The 17,025-nt window shown below is 64.8% G+C and carries 19 protein-coding genes; 7 read left to right on the top strand and 12 right to left on the bottom strand.

Annotation, left to right across the window (positions count from 1 at the left end):
- Positions 1-24: 24 nt before the first annotated feature.
- The 6 genes from MA09_RS05470 to rpsB form a co-directional block, all read right to left on the bottom strand.
- A complete protein-coding gene (locus MA09_RS05470) occupies positions 25-867 on the bottom strand; it encodes a phosphatidate cytidylyltransferase (protein ID WP_036246036.1) in 843 nt (280 codons plus the stop codon).
- Positions 868-875: 8 nt separating this feature from the next.
- Positions 876-1,628 (bottom strand): polyprenyl diphosphate synthase, encoded by a 753-nt coding sequence (gene uppS / locus MA09_RS05465; protein WP_036246034.1) that lies wholly within the window; start codon positions 1,626-1,628, stop codon positions 876-878.
- Between the two features lie 159 nt (positions 1,629-1,787).
- Positions 1,788-2,348 carry a ribosome recycling factor gene (frr, locus tag MA09_RS05460; protein WP_036246032.1) on the bottom strand — a complete coding sequence of 187 codons (561 nt, stop codon included), beginning with the start codon at positions 2,346-2,348 and terminating at the stop codon, positions 1,788-1,790.
- A 36-nt stretch (positions 2,349-2,384) separates the two neighbouring features.
- The gene (gene pyrH / locus MA09_RS05455) at positions 2,385-3,101 is read right to left on the bottom strand and encodes a UMP kinase (RefSeq protein WP_036207004.1); all 717 of its coding nucleotides are present in this window, start codon (positions 3,099-3,101) and stop codon (positions 2,385-2,387) included.
- Between the two features lie 161 nt (positions 3,102-3,262).
- A complete protein-coding gene (tsf, locus tag MA09_RS05450) occupies positions 3,263-4,168 on the bottom strand; it encodes a translation elongation factor Ts (RefSeq protein ID WP_036246191.1) in 906 nt (301 codons plus the stop codon).
- 153 nt (positions 4,169-4,321) lie between these two features.
- Positions 4,322-5,071: a 30S ribosomal protein S2 gene (gene rpsB / locus MA09_RS05445; RefSeq protein ID WP_036246029.1), complete on the bottom strand. Its 750-nt coding sequence runs from the start codon at positions 5,069-5,071 to the stop codon at positions 4,322-4,324.
- A gap of 365 nt (positions 5,072-5,436) precedes the next feature.
- Between rpsB and map the strand changes: the two genes are divergently transcribed.
- The 4 genes from map (at position 5,437) to MA09_RS05425 (ending at position 10,122) form a co-directional block, all read left to right on the top strand.
- Positions 5,437-6,273, top strand: coding sequence for a type I methionyl aminopeptidase (gene map, locus MA09_RS05440; protein ID WP_036246027.1), 837 nt, complete (start codon positions 5,437-5,439; stop codon positions 6,271-6,273).
- Positions 6,274-6,290: 17 nt separating this feature from the next.
- Positions 6,291-8,873, top strand: a complete 2,583-nt coding sequence (locus MA09_RS05435; protein ID WP_051933195.1) for a [protein-PII] uridylyltransferase — start codon at positions 6,291-6,293, stop codon at positions 8,871-8,873.
- 33 nt (positions 8,874-8,906) lie between these two features.
- Entirely contained in the window at positions 8,907-9,653 is a 747-nt protein-coding gene (locus tag MA09_RS05430) for a pseudouridine synthase (RefSeq protein ID WP_036246025.1), read from the top strand.
- A gap of 136 nt (positions 9,654-9,789) precedes the next feature.
- Positions 9,790-10,122 carry a cupin domain-containing protein gene (locus MA09_RS05425; RefSeq protein WP_036246023.1) on the top strand — a complete coding sequence of 111 codons (333 nt, stop codon included), beginning with the start codon at positions 9,790-9,792 and terminating at the stop codon, positions 10,120-10,122.
- A gap of 30 nt (positions 10,123-10,152) precedes the next feature.
- On the opposite strand, the gene MA09_RS05420 is transcribed toward MA09_RS05425, so the two are convergent.
- Entirely contained in the window at positions 10,153-10,500 is a 348-nt protein-coding gene (locus MA09_RS05420) for a GFA family protein (RefSeq protein WP_036246020.1), read from the bottom strand.
- A gap of 145 nt (positions 10,501-10,645) precedes the next feature.
- On the opposite strand from MA09_RS05420, the gene MA09_RS05415 reads away from it, so the two are divergent.
- Positions 10,646-11,176, top strand: a complete 531-nt coding sequence (locus MA09_RS05415; protein WP_036246017.1) for a DUF488 family protein — start codon at positions 10,646-10,648, stop codon at positions 11,174-11,176.
- Positions 11,177-11,194: 18 nt separating this feature from the next.
- On the opposite strand, the gene MA09_RS05410 is transcribed toward MA09_RS05415, so the two are convergent.
- The 4 genes from MA09_RS05410 to MA09_RS05395 are packed head-to-tail and all read right to left on the bottom strand — an operon-like array spanning position 11,195 to position 14,200.
- Positions 11,195-11,935, bottom strand: coding sequence for an amino acid ABC transporter ATP-binding protein (locus tag MA09_RS05410; RefSeq protein WP_036246016.1), 741 nt, complete (start codon positions 11,933-11,935; stop codon positions 11,195-11,197).
- A gap of 14 nt (positions 11,936-11,949) precedes the next feature.
- On the bottom strand, positions 11,950-12,654 hold the full coding sequence (locus MA09_RS05405; protein ID WP_373887837.1) for an amino acid ABC transporter permease: 705 nt from the start codon (positions 12,652-12,654) through the stop codon (positions 11,950-11,952).
- 16 nt (positions 12,655-12,670) lie between these two features.
- The gene (locus tag MA09_RS05400; protein ID WP_036246014.1) at positions 12,671-13,366 is read right to left on the bottom strand and encodes an amino acid ABC transporter permease; all 696 of its coding nucleotides are present in this window, start codon (positions 13,364-13,366) and stop codon (positions 12,671-12,673) included.
- Positions 13,367-13,369: 3 nt separating this feature from the next.
- On the bottom strand, positions 13,370-14,200 hold the full coding sequence (locus MA09_RS05395; protein ID WP_036246186.1) for an ABC transporter substrate-binding protein: 831 nt from the start codon (positions 14,198-14,200) through the stop codon (positions 13,370-13,372).
- Positions 14,201-14,394: 194 nt separating this feature from the next.
- Between MA09_RS05395 and xth the strand changes: the two genes are divergently transcribed.
- Both xth and MA09_RS05385 read left to right on the top strand, forming a co-directional pair.
- Positions 14,395-15,192: an exodeoxyribonuclease III gene (gene xth / locus MA09_RS05390; RefSeq protein ID WP_036246011.1), complete on the top strand. Its 798-nt coding sequence runs from the start codon at positions 14,395-14,397 to the stop codon at positions 15,190-15,192.
- A 61-nt stretch (positions 15,193-15,253) separates the two neighbouring features.
- Positions 15,254-15,877 carry a LysE family translocator gene (locus tag MA09_RS05385; RefSeq protein WP_036246009.1) on the top strand — a complete coding sequence of 208 codons (624 nt, stop codon included), beginning with the start codon at positions 15,254-15,256 and terminating at the stop codon, positions 15,875-15,877.
- On the opposite strand, the gene MA09_RS05380 is transcribed toward MA09_RS05385, so the two are convergent.
- Entirely contained in the window at positions 15,874-16,950 is a 1,077-nt protein-coding gene (locus MA09_RS05380) for a catalase family protein (RefSeq protein WP_036246008.1), read from the bottom strand. The two genes, MA09_RS05385 and MA09_RS05380, sit on opposite strands and share 4 nt — an antisense overlap.
- Between the last annotated feature and the right edge of the window lie 75 nt (positions 16,951-17,025).

Below are 17,025 nucleotides of genomic sequence, written 5' to 3'. Positions count from 1 at the left end.
TCCTTTATTTGCTGCCAGATTGCTCTAGAGCCTGGAGCCGATCAGGGCCGCCAGGGGCAGGACCGGGACGAGCGCGTCCACGCGGTCCAGCACCCCGCCATGGCCGGGCAGCAGGTTGCTGCTGTCCTTCATGCCGGCGCGGCGCTTGAGCTGGGATTCGAACAGGTCGCCGACCACGCTGGCCGCGACGATGAGGATGAGCACCACGTACAGCGCGGCCCAGCCGAGGCTGGCCTGCACCTGCGCGGCAAAGGTGCCGGCCAAGGGTGAGTCAACCGAGTCGCCACCCAGCACGATGCTGAGGGTGGCCAGCACCAGCACGGCGATGCAGCCGCCGATCGCGCCTTCCCAGGACTTGCCCGGCGAGATCGAGGGTGCCAGCTTGCGCTTGCCGAAGGCCTTGCCCGAGAAGTAGGCAAAGATGTCGGCTGCCCAGACGATCGCCATCACCGACAGCAGATAGAGCGGCGACAGCCGGTACATCTCGACGATGGCGGCAAAGCAGCCGACCACGGAGATCGCATAGATGAGGCTCAGGAAGGTATTGGCGCTGCTGTTCAGGGGCGGCAGGCCGAGCTTCAGGGATGGCGCGAAGCGCAGCGCCCAGACCAGCACGCTGATCGCGAACCAGAACACCGGATTCGGGCTCGGCGAAATGAAGAAGGCATAGACGAAGGCCGCGGTCCAGAAGACGGCGATGAGCGGCGCCTTGCCGGTCTCCGGGTTGAACAGGCGGAAACATTCCCAGATCGCCGCCCCGAAGAAGAGAGAGGCGACCACCGCGAACGCCGTGTAGTTGTTGAAGTACAGGACCGGCAGCAGGACTGCCAGGAGTGCGAGCGCGGTGATGATCCGGGTTTTCAGCATCGGTTGTCTCAAGCGTTGGACTTCTGCGCGACCTGGTCGCCGGTCTGGCCGAAACGGCGCTCGCGCTGCTGGAACGAGGCGATGGCTTCGTCCAGCGAGGCCTTGGAGAAGTCCGGCCAGAAGGTCTTGGTGAAGTACAGCTCGGAATATGCCAGCTGCCACAGCAGGAAGTTCGAGATGCGCTCCTCGCCGCCGGTACGGATGAACAGGTCGGGCTCGGGCGCATAGGCCATGGCCAGGTGCGGCGCCAGCATCTCTTCGGTGAATTCGGTCATGCCAGGGTTGGCCGCTACCATCTTGCCCGTTGCCTGCATGATATCCCAGCGGCCGCCGTAGTTGGCGCACACGCTGACCGTCAGCCGGGTGTTGTTGGCGGTGCGGCGCTCGGCCGCGCTGATCATTTCCTGGAGCTTCGGGTCGAAACGGCTCAGGTCGCCCACGACCTTGAGGCGGATATTATTGGCATGCATTTTCGCCACCTCGCGCTCGAGCGCGGTGACGAACAGGCGCATCAGGAGCGAGACTTCCTCGGCCGGCCGGCGCCAGTTTTCGGAGGAAAAGGCAAACAGCGTCAGGTATTCGACGCCGCGCTCGACGCAGTGCTCGACGACACCACGCACCGCCTCCACGCCCTTGACGTGGCCGGCCACGCGCGGCAGCAGGCGTTTGGTGGCCCAGCGTCCATTGCCATCCATGATGATGGCAATATGGCGCGGCACCTTCAGCGCTTCGGGAATGGCAGTGGTCGAACTTTTGAACATCGTTGCTTCCAGCAGGGCTGGCGGCGCATCGGCAGGAGATGCGGCGACAGCCGGTCTTAAAGGGAGTCGGACCGGCCGCGGCATGAAGCCGGGACCGGTCCGCCTGGGTGCAGGGCATTCGGAGCGCGTAACGCTCCGCATGGCCTGCATTGCCCGGTCTTACACCGTCATGATGTCTTTTTCTTTTTCGGCCAGCAGCTTGTCGATCTCGGCAACGAACTTGTCGGTCAGCTTCTGGATCTCGTCGGCGCTGCGGCGCTCGTCGTCTTCCGAGGCGGTCTTGTCCTTGACCATTTTCTTGACAGCTTCGTTGGCGTCGCGGCGGATGTTGCGCACAGCAATCTTGGCGTCTTCGCCTTCCGACTTGGTCAGCTTGACCATTTCCTTGCGGCGCTCTTCGGTCAGCGGCGGGGTCGGCACGCGGATGGTGTCGCCCTGCGACGACGGGTTCAGGCCCAGGTCGGAGTCGCGGATCGCCTTTTCGATGGTGCTTGCCATCTTCTTCTCGAAGGGCGCAACGCCGATGGTGCGGGCATCGATCAGGGTCAGGTTGGCCACCTGCGACAGCGGGACCGGCGAGCCATAGTATTCGACCATCACGGAATCGAGGATGCCGGCGTGGGCGCGGCCGGTGCGGACCTTGGCCAGGTTGGCCTTCAGGGTCTCGATGGACTTGGTCATGCGCTCCTGCGCGTTTTTCTTGACGTCAGCTAAGGACATGCTGCACTCCTGTTCTTGTGTGTTGTGAAACGAGATTCAAACGTGTACCAGTGTACCCTCGTCTTCGCCCATGATCACGGCTTTCATCGCGCCGGGCTTGACGATGGAGAAGACCTTGATCGGCAGCTTCTGGTCGCGGCACAGTGCGAACGCGGTCGCGTCCATCACCTGCAGGTTCTTGGCGATCGCCTCGTCGAAGGAGATCGAGTTGTAGCGGGTGGCGTTCGGGTCCTTCTTGGGATCGGCGGTATACACGCCGTCGACCTTGGTGGCCTTCAGCACGATCTCGGCCGAGATCTCGGCACCGCGCAGCGCGGCGGCGGTGTCGGTGGTGAAGAAGGGGTTGCCGGTGCCGGCTGCAAACACGACGACCTTGCCTTCTTCCAGGTACTGCAGGGCCTTCGGGCGCACGTAGGGCTCGACCACCTGCTCGATGCTGATCGCCGACATCACGCGCGCGGTGATGCCCACGTGGCGCATCGAATCGGCCAGGGCCAGGGCGTTCATGACGGTGGCGAGCATGCCCATGTAGTCGGCGGTGGCGCGGTCCATGCCCTGGGCACCCGGGGCGACGCCGCGGAAGATGTTGCCGCCGCCGATCACGACCGCCACCTGCACGCCCAGCTTCGCCACTTCCGCCACGTCGGCGACCATGCGGTCGATGGTGGCGCGGTTGATGCCGAACTGGTCGTCACCCATCAGCGCTTCGCCAGACAGTTTGAGAAGGACTCGTTGGTAGGCTGGTTTTGTCATGATGAAGCGGCTCCTATGTTGTGTTTCGAATTCGGGTCTGACCGCCGCCCAGCGGCGGTCTCATCTGCAATGCACAGATGGCTGTCCGGGCTGCCGCCGCGCACCTACCGACGCACACGGCACCACCCTGCAAAAACGGGCCTTACGGCCCGCTTTGTCGATTACTGCTTGTTGGCAGCCATCTGGGCTGCGACTTCTGCTGCGAAGTCGTCCACCTTCTTCTCGATGCCTTCGCCGACGACGTACATCGCGAATGCCTTGACGCTGGCGTTCGAGGCCTTCAGCATCTGCTCGATCGACTGCTTGTCGTTCTTCACGAACGCCTGGTTCAGCAGCGACACTTCCTTCAGGTACTTCTGCACCGAACCGTCGATACGCTTGGCGACGATGTCGGCCGACTGCGGCTGCTTGCCTTCGGCGACGGCCTTGTCGGCGTCTTCCTGGGCCTTCAACTGGGCAACCGAACGCTCTTTCTCGATCAGTTCAGCAGGCACTTGCTCTGCCGACAGCGCGACCGGCTTCATTGCAGCGATGTGCATGGCCACGTCCTTGCCGACCTGCTCGTCACCTTCGAACTCGACCATGACGCCGATGCGGGCGCCGTGCAGGTACGAAGCCAGCTTGGCGGTGGTTTCGAAGCGCTGGAAGCGGCGAACGGTCATATTCTCGCCGATTTTACCGATCAGTGCCGTACGCACGTCATCGAAGGTCTTGCCGTCGTGCGGCAGGGCTGCCAGGGCGGCGACGTCGGCCGGGTTCTGCTCGGCGACCAGGCGGGCTGCCAGGTTGGCCATGGCCAGGAAGTCGTCGTTCTTGGCGACGAAGTCGGTTTCGCTGTTGATTTCGACCAGCGCGCCGACGTTGCCGGAGATGTAAGCGGCGACCACGCCTTCGGCGGTGATACGCGACGCTGCCTTCGATGCCTTGCCGCCCAGCTTGACGCGCAGGATCTCTTCGGCACGTGCCATGTCGCCTTCGGCTTCGGTCAGTGCCTTCTTGCATTCCATCATCGGCGCGTCGGTCTTCGCGCGCAGTTCACCAACCATCGCTGCGGTAATAGCTGCCATGTTGAATTCTCCCAATTGTTGATTTACGGAGTTCGATGTCCATGGGACATCAGAACGATATTTTCTTGCTAAGCGTCGTGCTTAAAAAAAGGGGGGCTCGTGCCACGGCTCGGCGCCCCCTTCGTTCGTCAGGCAGGTGAGACCTGCCCTACATTATGCTTGCTCGGAAACTTCGACGAAGTCGTCGCCAGCGGCCTTGACCATCTCAACGACTTCGTTGGTGGCGTTGGCGCGGCCTTCCAGGATTGCATCGGCGACGCCGCGTGCGTACAGGGTGATCGCCTTCGACGAGTCGTCGTTGCCCGGGATCACGTGGGTGACGCCTTCCGGCGAGTGGTTGGTATCGACCACGCCGATGACCGGGATGCCCAGCTTGCCGGCTTCGGTGATGGCGCCCTTGTGGTAGCCGACGTCGACGACGAAGATTGCGTCCGGCACGCCGCCCAGGTCCTTGATGCCGCCGATCGACTTCTGCAGCTTGACCAGTTCGCGCGAGAACATCAGCGCTTCTTTCTTCGACAGCTTCTCGACTTCGCCCGATTCGATCGCCGCTTCCATGTCCTTCAGGCGCTTGATCGAGGTCTTGATGGTCTTGAAGTTGGTCAGCATGCCGCCCAGCCAGCGCTGGTCGACGTAAGGCACGCCTGCGCGCTGTGCTTCAGCGGCGATGATGTCGCGGGCCTGGCGCTTGGTGCCGACCATCAGGATGGTGCCGCGGTTGGCCGAGATCTGCTTGATGGTCTTCATCGCATCCTGGTACATCGCCATGGTCTTTTCCAGGTTGATGATGTGGATCTTGTTGCGATGACCGAAGATGAACGGTGCCATTTTCGGGTTCCAGAAACGGGTCTGGTGACCGAAGTGGATACCGGCTTCCAGCATTTCACGCATAGTAACGGACATGTAATTCTCCAGGGTTGGGTCTTGAACGTAGCCAGTCACCTCTCAGTTACTGTAGGCACCCTTTGGCGGCCACGTTCGCGATTTCATTAAAAGATGTTTTTTACAACATTGCTCGATGCGAATACGAGCAACCCGAGATTCTAGCGGGATTTCGGTGAGTTTTCAAGGGTTGCGTAGGGTGGGCGAGTCCCTCGCCCACGCCGTGACCGGCAATGGCTCCGTTTCCGTGCTCGATGATCTTGCCGCCAACAATCGCCGCGTGGGCGGGAAGACCCGCCCACCCTACGAAACCCTTATAATGGCGCAATAACCGCCCGGATTCCGGTCTACGCGACCCGGGCTCAACCACATAGCAGGATAAGAATATGGCCTCCACCCCCAAGACCCCGGAAGAAATCGAAGGCATGCGCGTCGCCTGCCGGCTCGGCTCGGAAGTGCTCGACTACATCACGCCCTTCGTCAAACCCGGCGTCACCACGGGCGAGCTGGACCGCCTGGCCAAGGACTACATGATCAACGTGCAGGGCACCGTGCCGGCCACGCTGAACTACGCGCCGCCGGGCTACCCGCCCTTCCCCGGCTCGATCTGCGCCTCGGTCAACGACGTCATCTGCCATGGCATCCCGGGCGACCGTGTGCTCAAGAGCGGCGATGCGCTGAACATCGACATCACCCCGATCACCAAGGAGGGCTTCCACGGCGACAACAGCCGCATGTTCCTGGTCGGCGAGCCTTCGATCCTGGCCAAGCGCCTGTCCGAGGTCACCTTCGAGTGCATGTGGCTGGGCATCGCCAAGGTCAAGCCGGGCAACCGCCTGGGCGACATCGGCCACGCGATCCAGCAGCACGCCGAGAAGCACGGCTACAGCGTGGTACGCGAGTTCTGCGGCCACGGCGTGGGCCGCGTGTTCCACGAAGAGCCGCAGGTGCTCCATTACGGCCGCCCCGGCACCGGCGAAGAGCTCGTCCCGGGCATGATCTTCACCATCGAGCCGATGATCAATGCCGGCCGCCGCGAGATCCGCGAGATGCCGGACGGCTGGACCATCAAGACCAAGGACCGCAGCCTGTCGGCCCAGTGGGAACACACCGTGCTGGTCACCGAGACCGGCGTCGAGGTCCTGACCATGTCGGCCGGCAGTCCGCCGCCCCCGGCCATCGTGCTGCCGCTGCTGAACCAGGGCGCCGCCGTTCCGGCCTGAACAAAGGAAGACGTCACATGGGCCAGCCCGCGCTCCTCGACAGTTCGCGCACCGGACTGCGCCAACGGCTCAAGGCCGAGCGCCAGGCCCTGATCGACGCCTTCCACCAGGACGGCAAGCCGGAAAAGCTCCTGCGCGGCCTGCGCAACTGCGTCGACGGCATCCTCACCGATGCCTGGAACGCGGCCGGCCTGCCCGCCAACACCGCGCTGGTGGGCGTGGGCGGCTACGGCCGCGGCGAACTCTTCCCCTACTCCGACGTCGACCTCCTGATCCTGCTCGGCCAGCCGGCCGACGCCCTCACCCAGGCAAAACTCGAAACGCTGGTGCAGTTGTTCTGGGACCTGGGCCTGGAAATCGGCCACAGCATCCGCACCGTGGACGAGTGCCTGGTCGAATCGCGCGCCGACATCACGGTGCAGACCAGCCTGCTGGAAGCGCGGCTCGTTACGGGCGACGGTCCGCTGTTCGACGAGCTGCGCCGGCGCTACCGCGAGGCCCTCGACCCGCAGGCCTTTTTCCAGGCCAAGACCGCCGAGATGCGGCTGCGCCACGCCAAGTACGAATACACCGCCTTCGCCCTCGAGCCCAACGTCAAGGAGAGCCCGGGCGCACTGCGCGACCTGCAGGTGATCATGTGGGTGGCCAAGGCCGCCGGCCTGGCCGAATCCTGGAGCCAGATGGCGCGCGCCAAGCTGATCACGCGCGCCGAGGCGCGCCAGCTGATGGAGAAGGAGTACGCCTTCAAGGACATCCGCGTGCGCCTGCACCTGCAGACCAAACGCCGCGAAGACCGCCTGGTGTTCGACGTCCAGACCGCGATCGCCAAGACCTTCGGCCTGGAGAACGCCGACGGGCGCCGCGCCAGCGAATTCCTGATGCAGCGCTACTACTGGGCAGCCAAGGTGGTCACCCAGATGAACACCATCATGCTGCAGAATATCGAGGCCCAGCTGTTCCGGCGCCCTTGCAGCGCGGTCCCGATCGGCGGCGACTTCAACGAGCACTTCAACGAGGTCAACGGCTTCATCGACATCGCAGCAAACGACACCTTCGAGCGCTTCCCCTCGACCGTGCTCGGCATCTTCGTGGCCATGACCGAGCGCCCCGACATCAAGGGCATGACGGCGCGCACCATGCGGGCGCTGTGGCATGCGCGGAACGTGATCGACGAGGATTTTCGCGCGAATCCGGCCAACAAGGCCCTGTTCCTGCGCATCCTGAAGGCGCCCAGCGGCCTGCTGCACGCGCTGCGCCGCATGAACGACATGGGCGTGCTGGGCCGCTACCTGCCGGCCTTCCGCAGCATCACAGGCCAGATGCAGCACGACCTGTTCCACGTCTACACCGTGGACCAGCACATCATGATGGTGGTGCGCAACCTGCGCCGCTTCACGATGCCCGAGCACGCCCACGAATACCCGTTCTGCAGCCAGCTGATCGCCAACTTCCGCGACCGCTGGCTGCTGTATGTGGCCGCCCTGTTCCACGACATCGCCAAGGGACGCGGCGGCGACCACTCCGAGCTGGGCATGCAGGACGCGGCGGACTTCTGCCGCGGCCACGGCCTCCGCGAAGAGGACACCGAGCTGGTGGTCTTCCTGGTGCAGCAGCACCTGACCATGTCGACGGTGGCGCAGAAGCAGGACCTGTCCGATCCGGACGTCATCGCGGCCTTTGCCGGCGTGGTGAAGGACGAGCGCCACCTCACCGCCCTGTACCTGCTGACCGTGGCCGACATCCGCGGCACCAGCCCGAAAGTCTGGAATGCCTGGAAGGCCAAGCTGCTCGAAGACCTGTACAAGGTGACCCTGCGGGTGCTGGGCGGCGAGCCGCACAGCGCCGACCGCGAGCTGCGTGCGCGCCAGAAGGAAGCGCTGGCCACCCTGCGCCTGTACGGATTGCAGTCCGACGCCCACGAGGCACTGTGGAAGCAGCTCGACGTCGTCTACTTCCTGCGCCACGACGCCTCCGACATCGCCTGGCAGACGCGCGCCCTGCACGACAAGGTCGACAGCGACAAGCCCGTGGTCAAGGCCCGCCTGGCGCCGATCGGCGAAGGCCTGCAGGTGGCGGTGTACGTGAAGGACCAGCCGGACCTGTTCGCGCGCATCTGCAGCTACTTCGAACGCAAGAACTTCAGCATCCTCGACGCCAAGATCCATACCACGCGCCACGGCTATGCGCTCGACTCCTTCCTCGTCACCGAGGAGAACTTCGCCGGCAGCTACCGCGACATCATCAGCCTGATCGAGCACGAGCTGCGCGCCCTCTTGCTGGCCCAGGAAGCCCTGCCGCCGCCGACGCGCGGCCGCCTGTCGCGCCTGTCGCGAACCTTCCCGGTCACGCCGACCGTCGATCTCAGACCGGACGAGCGCGGCCAGTTCCACGTGCTGTCGGTGGCCGCCAACGACCGCCCCGGCCTGCTGTATGCGATCGCCAACGTGCTGACGCGCTACCGCATCAACCTGCACACCGCCAAGATCATGACCCTGGGCGAGCGCGTCGAGGACGTGTTCCTGATCGACGGCGCGACGCTGAACAACCCGCGCAGCCAGGTACAGCTCGAGACCGACCTGCTCGACGCTCTCAAGATTTAATCCTTCAGATTCACCCCTTTTTCCTGTTTCCCGATGACCGAACCTGTCCGCCTTTCCAAACGTATGTCCGAACTCGGCCTGAGCTCACGCCGCGAAGCCGATGAATGGATCGCCAAAGGCTGGGTGCGCGTGGACGGCAAGGTCGTCTCTGAGCTGGGCAGCAAGGTGCTGCCGCACCAGAGAATCACGGTCGAGCGCCAGGCCGCCGCCGAACAGTCCAAGCGCGTCACCATCCTGATCAACAAGCCGGTCGGCTACGTCAGCGGCCAGGCCGAGGACGGCTACAAGCCGGCCGTCACCCTCGTCAAGCCGGAGAACCGCTGGCCTGAGGATCCCTCGCCGGACCAGTTCCACCCGACCCAGCTGCGCAGCCTGGTGCCGGCCGGGCGCCTGGACATTGACTCGGTGGGCCTGCTGGTGCTGACCCAGGACGGACGCATCGCCAAGCAGCTGATCGGCGAGAACACCGACATCGAAAAGGAATACCTGGTGCGGGTGCAGTACACCAAGCCCGGCAAGCTGCCGGACGCGGACCTGAAAAAGCTCAACCACGGCCTGTGGATGGACGGCAAACCGCTGCTGCCGGCCAAGGTGCGCTGGCAGAACGAGGACCAGCTCAGTTTCACCTTGAGGGAAGGCCGCAAGCGCCAGATCCGCCGCATGTGCGACATGGTGGGCCTGAAGGTGATCGGCCTGAAGCGCGTGCGCATCGGCAAGGTGAAGCTGGGCGACCTGCCGCCGGGGCAGTGGCGCTACCTGCGCCCGGACGAGCAGTTCTGACACACGCCCGGTTGCCTCGCTTGCCTTTCCGACCGCGACATCCTCAATTATCTTGATGCCTGCTCGGTATTGCTGATTGGTTTGCTCGCGGTGGAATTGGTACATTCACGTGCATAGGCCATGTGGAGCAAGCCGTATGCAAGAGAAAGTCAATATCCCCTCGGCGCTAGCCAAGCTGGACGAATTCTGGTCACAGCAAACACTGGCGCAAGCAAATGGACAATTGTTCAAGGTTGCCAAGGGGCTTGGATCGACCGGCTGGCATCAACACGACGATCAGGATGAGCTCTTCATCGTCGTTTCGGGCGTGCTGACGATCCAGCTACCTGACCGGGACGTCGAACTGGGCAAGGGCGACATGTTCGTCGTACCACGCGGCACACAACATTGCCCGAGGGCCGATGCCGAAGCCCAGTTCGTGATCGTGGGCTCGAACATCACCTCGACCGCGGCTGGCGGCAAGCCCTGACTGGAAGACAAGGTCCGGATGCCGGCGGCATCAAACGGACCGGCCGTCATAATGGTGCACCGGAATGCTGTCGAGGTCGATATCCTCGACGCAGCGCAGGTTGACCGCCGCCATCGCCTTGCCTGTCGGGTCGATGCCTTCGCCGTACGGATGCATACCGCACGTCGGGCAGAAGCGGTGCTTGATGACGTGCTTGTTGAAGGTGTAGGTGCCGGCTGCTTCCTCCGGGGTCTTGAGGCGCAGCTTGTCACGTGGGATAAACCATAGCAGCGAGCCCTTGCGCCTGCAGATCGAGCAGTTGCACGCCAGTGCGCTGTCGATCTCCCCTTCCGCTTCGAATGCCACCGCGCCGCAGTGGCAGCTTCCTTGATAGAGCATCCCTGGTCTCCTGGTTGTTATCGAGCCGGCCGTAAGCCTACCACGTCCGGATCACCGGATCGTCGATAGCCGACAGCGCTGCAGCGCGCCGCCTGCCGGGCCGGTGCGCGACAATGGCGCCGATACTGTCGAGGAGGAATGAAGCATGGACGCGGTCTACACCATCGGCCACTCCAACCGGCCGATCGAGGAATTCCTGGAACTGCTGCGCGAGCACGGGGTCAAACGCGTGCTCGACATCAGGACCGTCCCCAAGTCGCGCCACAACCCGCAGTTCGGGCAGGACCAGCTGCCGGCCTCGCTGGCGCTTGCTGGCATCGGCTACGAATACATCCGCGCGCTCGGCGGCCTGCGCAAGGCGCGCAAGGACACGCCGAACGGCGCCTGGCGCAACGCCTCCTTCCGCGGCTACGCCGACCACATGCAGACCGACGAATTCAACGAGCATGTCGAGCTGGTCGCCCGCATGGCCGGCGCGACCCGCTGCGCCCTGATGTGCGCCGAAGCCGTGCCCTGGCGCTGCCACCGCTCGATGGTGGCCGACGCGCTGGCGGTACGCGGCGTGCCGGTCGAGCACATCATCAACCGGGGCAAGACCAAGCCGCATACGCTCACGCCCTTTGCGCGCGTCCGCGGCACGCACATCCTCTACCCGCCGGAGGAAGCGCCGGCCTGAACCCAGCGTGGGCGCCGGTCAGGCGCGCCGGCGGTCCGCCAGGAACTGCCGGGCGCGCGGGTGCTGCGGGTTGGCGAAGAATTCCTCGGGCGTGGCGCGCTCGAGGATGCTGCCTTCGCTCATGAAGATGATCCGGTCGGCGACCTCCCGTGCAAAGCCCATCTCGTGGGTGACGCAGACCATGGTCATGCCCTGCCCCGCCAGCGAGCGCATCACCCCGAGCACTTCGCCCACCATTTCCGGGTCGAGCGCGCTGGTCGGCTCGTCGAACAGCATGATCGGCGGGCGCATCGCCAGCGCACGCGCGATCGCCACCCGCTGCTGCTGGCCGCCCGAAAGCGCGTTCGGATAGGCGTCGCGCTTGTGCGCCAGGCCGACCTGCTCCAGCAGCTGCATGGCATACTCGCGCGCTTCCTTCGGCGTGGCGCGCTTGAGGTTGACGGGCGCCAGCGTGCAATTCTCGAGCACCGTCAGGTGCGGAAACAGGTTGAAGTGCTGGAACACGAAGCCGATGCCGGCGCGCAATGCGTTGACATCCAGGCCCTTGGCGTGGATGTCGCGGCCGTCGACCTTGATGCAGCCGCCGTCGATTTCCTCAAGGCGGTTGAGGGTGCGGATCAGGGTCGACTTGCCCGAGCCGGACGGGCCGCAGACCACCACCACCTCGTTCTTTTCCACGCGTTCGCTGACATCGCGCAGCGCGTGGTATCTGGCAGCCCCTTCGCCGTACCACTTGTTGACATTATCGAGAACGATCATCGTTCAGTACCTTCTTATTGAACCCGCACGGTGCGACCCTGAAGGCGTCGCTCGAGCAGGAAGGCCAGGCGGGACAGGCCGAAACAGAGGATGAAATAGGTCAGCGCCAGGATCAGGTACACCTCGACCGCCTGCGTGAACACGAGGGTGTTCACCTGGGTCGCGATGAAGGACACTTCCGACAAGCCGATGATGTAGCCGAGCGAGGTCGCCTTGATGGTCGAGACCAGCTGGCTGACGATCGACGGCAGGCCGCGGCGCAGTGTCTGCGGCAGCACCACCAGGCGCAGCGCCTGGGGGTAGGACAGGCCCAGCGAGCGGGCGCTTTCCAGCTGTCCTTTCGGCAGCGCGCGGATGCCGCTTGCTACGATCTCGGCCAGGTAGATGCTGTCGAACAGCACCAGCACCATCAGCATGGTGGTCGCCTGCCCGGTCTTCACGCCGGTGACGGCGGGCAGGAAGAAGTAGACCCAGAACACCACCAGCAGCAGCGGCACCGCCCGCACCAGCTGCACCAGCGCCGCGGTCGGCCAGCGGACCGCCCGGCGGCTGCTCACGCGCGCCACGCCCAGCAGCAGGCCGAGCGGCATCGCCAGCAGCAGGGCCCCGGCGGACAGCAGCACGGTCAGCGCCAGCCCGCCCAGGGGGCCTTCCGGATACTGGCCGACCAGGAAGTACAGCCAGTAGGTATCGATGAGCTCAATGATCGAATTCAGCATGCCAAGTCACCGAGCCTCAGGCCGGACGGACCGGATAACGCCGCTGGAACAGATATGCGGCGAAGGAAATCAGGAGCGAGACGCCCAGGTAGGCCAGGGTCGCGAAGGTGAAGGCTTCCAGGCTGCGGAAGCTCGCCGTTTCGACACGTGCGGCCTGGTACATCAGTTCGGCGGCGCCGATGACGGTGGCCACGCTGGTGTCCTTCCACAGGTTGACGGTCTGCGACAGCAGCGGCGGCGTCGCTGCGCGAAAGGCCTGCGGCAGCAGCACCAGGCGCACGCTGGCAAAGCGGCCCAGGCCGAGCGAACGGGCGGCTTCGAGCTGGCTGGGCGGCACGGCGCGGATGCCGCTGCGGATGTCCTCGGCCATGTGCACGCCGCTGTACAGCGACAGCGCGATCACGGCGCACACGGCTTCCGGATTATTCGCGTACAGGAACTCGCGCGCGCCCTCGGGCAGGAGTTCGGGAAAGGCGAAGTACCAGAACAGCAGGTGCGCCAGCAGCGGCACGTTGCGGATGCCCTCGACGATGCTGGCGCCAAGGCCGCGCAGCGGCTTGAAGCCGGAGGTGCGCATCAGGGCGACGACGGCGCCGAACGGCAGCGCGAACACGAAGCTGGCCGCCGTTAGCTGGAGCGACAGGATGAAGCCCCGCACCAGCCAGTCATGGTACTGGCCGGATTGCAGGATGCTGGGGTCGAAAAACTGCAAGGCTTAGATTTTGTCGGTGCTGATCTTGAAGGTACGCTTGGCGATATTGGCGCGGGTGCCTGGGCCGTACCACTTGTTGAACAGCTTCTCGGCTTCGCCGCTCGCCTCCAGGCCGCGCAGGGTTTCGTCGACCACGGCCTTCAGGTTCTTCTCGCCCTTGCGCAGGCCGAGGGCGATCGACTCGGTGCCGATGCTGGTCGGCAGGATGGTGAAGCCCTTCGCGGCCGCGCCCAGCTTGCCGTAGTCGGCCAGCAGCGAGGATTCGTCATTGACGTAGGCGATGCCCTTGCCCTGGCGCAGGGCCTGGAAGGCCTGCTGGGTGTTCTCGAAAGTGACCACTTCGGCAGTCGGCACGGCCTTGCGGATGTTCGATTCCTGGGTGCCGCCGCGTACGGTGACGACCTTCTTGCCGGCCAGCTGGGGCAGCGCGGTGACGCCGCTGCCCGCGCGCACCATGACTTTCGAGCCGGTGACGAAGTGGGTCAGTGCGAAGTCCACCTGCGATTCGCGTTCCTTGTTGTGGGTGAGCGTGGCGGCCAGCACGTCGACGTGGCCCTGCTGCAGCTCGGGGATGCGGGCCGAGACCGACATCTGCTTGAACCTGGGTGTCACGCCGATCTTCCTGGCCACGGCGGTGGCGATATCGATCTCGTAGCCCACCAGCTGGCGGGTCTTGGGGTCGATGAAGCTGTTCGGCTCGTCGGTGCCCAGCACGCCGAACACGATCTCGCCTTTCTTCTTGATGTCCGCGAGCTGGTCGGCCTGGGCAGCGCTTGCCAACAGGTTGGCGGACAGGGCGACAGCGCCAATGAGGATGTGACGGCGGGTGAACATGTTCTTCTCCAACTGCAAAAATTCGATCACAGCAGTATAGAGCATGATCTTGCATGGCCGAACGATCAATTAGCCATAAGAAAATGCGCTTCCGACTATAAGCGCCGAGTAATGTTCAATAAGGTCCGGCCCTGAGCTTGCCGTTCCCGCATGCTAAAGTAGCAAGCATATCAAGGATAAACGCGGAGAACAGGATGCTGGTCGTTACCTACAACGTCAATGGAATCGGCGCCCGCCTGGGCGCCCTGCTCGAATACCTCGAAGAACGCAAACCGGACGTCGTCTGCCTGCAGGAACTGAAGGCCCCGCAGGAGAAGTTCCCGGAAACGGCGATCGTTGACGCCGGCTACCACGCGATCTGGCACGGCCAGAAGAGCTGGAACGGCGTCGCCATCCTCACCCGAGACGGCCCGGCCCAGGAGTTGCAGCGCGGCCTGCCGGGCGACCCGACGGACGAACAGAGCCGCTACATCGAAGCGGTCTACCAGGGCATCGTCGTCTGCGGGCTGTACCTGCCGAACGGGAATCCGGCGCCAGGGCCGAAGTTCGACTACAAGCTGGCCTGGTTCGAACGGCTGATCGCGCGTGGCGCCGAGCTGATGGCGACGGAGGCCCCTGTCGTCATGTGCGGCGACTTCAACGTGATACCGACCGGCCTGGACGCCTACAAGCCGGAGCGCTGGGTCGACGACGCCCTGTTCCGGCCGGAGTCGCGCGCGGCCTTCGAGCGCCTGATGTCGCAAGGCTGGACCGATTCCTTGCGCGCGATGCATCCGGACCAGGTGATCTACACCTTCTGGGATTACTTCCGCAACGCCTTCGGGCGCGACGCCGGCATCCGCATCGACCACCTGCTGCTCAGCCCCGCCCTGGCGCCTGCGCTGCGAGCCGCGGGCGTGGACAAGTTCCAGCGCGCGAAGGAAAAGCCGAGCGACCATGCCCCGACCTGGGTCGAGCTGGACATGGATGCGGTCGTCCAGCCTAAGGGCTGACTGTGATCGCGCTGTCAGCTTTGCGCTACCATACTGGTCAGTTTATCGACCGGTCCCCGCCATGCTCACGCCCGAACAGTTCCTTGGTTTCCTCACCGCCGCCATCCTGATCACCCTGTCGCCCGGGCCGGACAACATGATGGTGCTGGGCGTCGGCATCGCCAAGGGACGCGCGCGCGGCATCGCCTTCGGCCTCGGATGCGCCCTCGGCTGCCTGAACCACACCCTGCTGGCCGTGATCGGCGTGAGCGCCCTGATCGCGGCATCGCCCACCGCCTTCACGGCGCTCAAGATCGCGGGCGGGCTGTACCTGGTCTGGATGGGGTTCCAGGCGCTGCGCAGCCGTGGCGCAGCCCAGGCAAGGAGCGGCGTGCCTGACGAACCGGCGCGCCAGCTGTTCTTCAAGGGGCTGCTGGCCAATGCCATCAACCCGAAAGTGGTGCTGTTCTTCCTGTCCTTCCTGCCGCAGTTCGTGCTGCCTTCGCGCGGCGACGCGAACTGGCAGATCGGCTGGCTGGGGCTGATCTTTACCGTGCAGGCGGCCCTGCTGTTCGGACTGCTGGGCTATTTTTCGGGCGCGATCGGGCAGTGGTTGAACAGGACGCCGCGGGCCGGGATGTGGCTCGACCGGATTGCCGGCGCCATCTTCGTCGGTCTGGGCCTGCGGCTGATCGTCGCGCGCTAATCTCCCGACGGCTCATGGATCGGGCAGCGGTTGAAGCTCGCCCTTACCTCCCGCGACACCTTCATCACTTCCCTGCGCGCCCGGTTGATCGCTCCCAGCGGCCGGTGCGCGGCCACGCAATTCCACGGATCGAAGGCCATCTCGTCTTCCAGCCTGGGCGAGGCCACCGGATCCCAGCTCTGCTGCGGATCCAGCACCAGCCGCGCGACGGCCACGTAAGGGCTGAGCTCCTGCGGCCACTCCTTCGAGGCATCCTCGAGCGGCATCCGGTCCAGGTCGGTGCACAACTGCACGCGCAGTTCCCATTCCCCGCCCTGTTCCGCAAAGTGCGCGGCCAGTGCCTCGCGCTGGGCATCGTCGCCACTGCCCAGCTTCACACCGCCGAGTGCCAGCAGCGAAGCCGACACGGGGGCCAGGGCGAACTTGGCCATGTAGGGGCCGTACAGGAAAGGCGTCTGGCTGTAATAGGTTTCGCCGAGCGGGTGGCGCTGCGGCTCGCCGCCGATCCCCTTGATCTTCACGCTCATGCCGCCCAGCGCCTCGATCGCGCCCTCCACCCCGCGCATCACGGCGGAGAACGCTTTCTTCCCTCCTTCGAAGCCTTCGGCGCTGGCAGGCAGCAGTGCGGTGGCCAGCAGCAGGGACTGGGGATCGGGCAGCGCGAATGCGGGGGCGTTCACCAGCAGGAAGTCCTGCGAACGGCCGGGCCGGTCCTGCTCCAGGCGCTCGCCGGGCACCTCCAGCAGCTTGAGGGCGACGGCGCGCGGGGTCGAGATGCCGTCCGGGAGATGCCCCGCCGGCGGCGAGGACCAGCGCAGCAGCACCCCATAGCGGCCCGCCGCCGCAAACAGGCCTTGCGCGTAATCCGCCGGCAGGCCGTCGATCACCGTGAGGGTGCCGCGCAGGATGGCGTGCCCCTTGGCATGCACGGCACGGCAGGCGTGGCCCCTGGCTTCGGCCAGCCGGTGGGTCGACGTGGCGAAGGCGTTCTGGAGCGTCCTGATCGCTTCCACCTCGTCCTTGCGGACGGTTTCGAAAGCGGGCGAATAGGCGATGGGAGAGTTGCTGCGCATTGGGGCCTCCGTTGTCGAAGGCCCCAATCTATCGGATCGACGGAAGACCCGATGTACGGTAGGCGCTTTACGTCA

Source organism: Massilia sp. BSC265, from assembly GCF_000740675.1.
Lineage (GTDB): Bacteria > Pseudomonadota > Gammaproteobacteria > Burkholderiales > Burkholderiaceae_D > Telluria.
The sequence above is the reverse complement of the archived record's forward strand: the minus strand, read 5'-3'. Positions and strand labels throughout refer to the sequence as shown.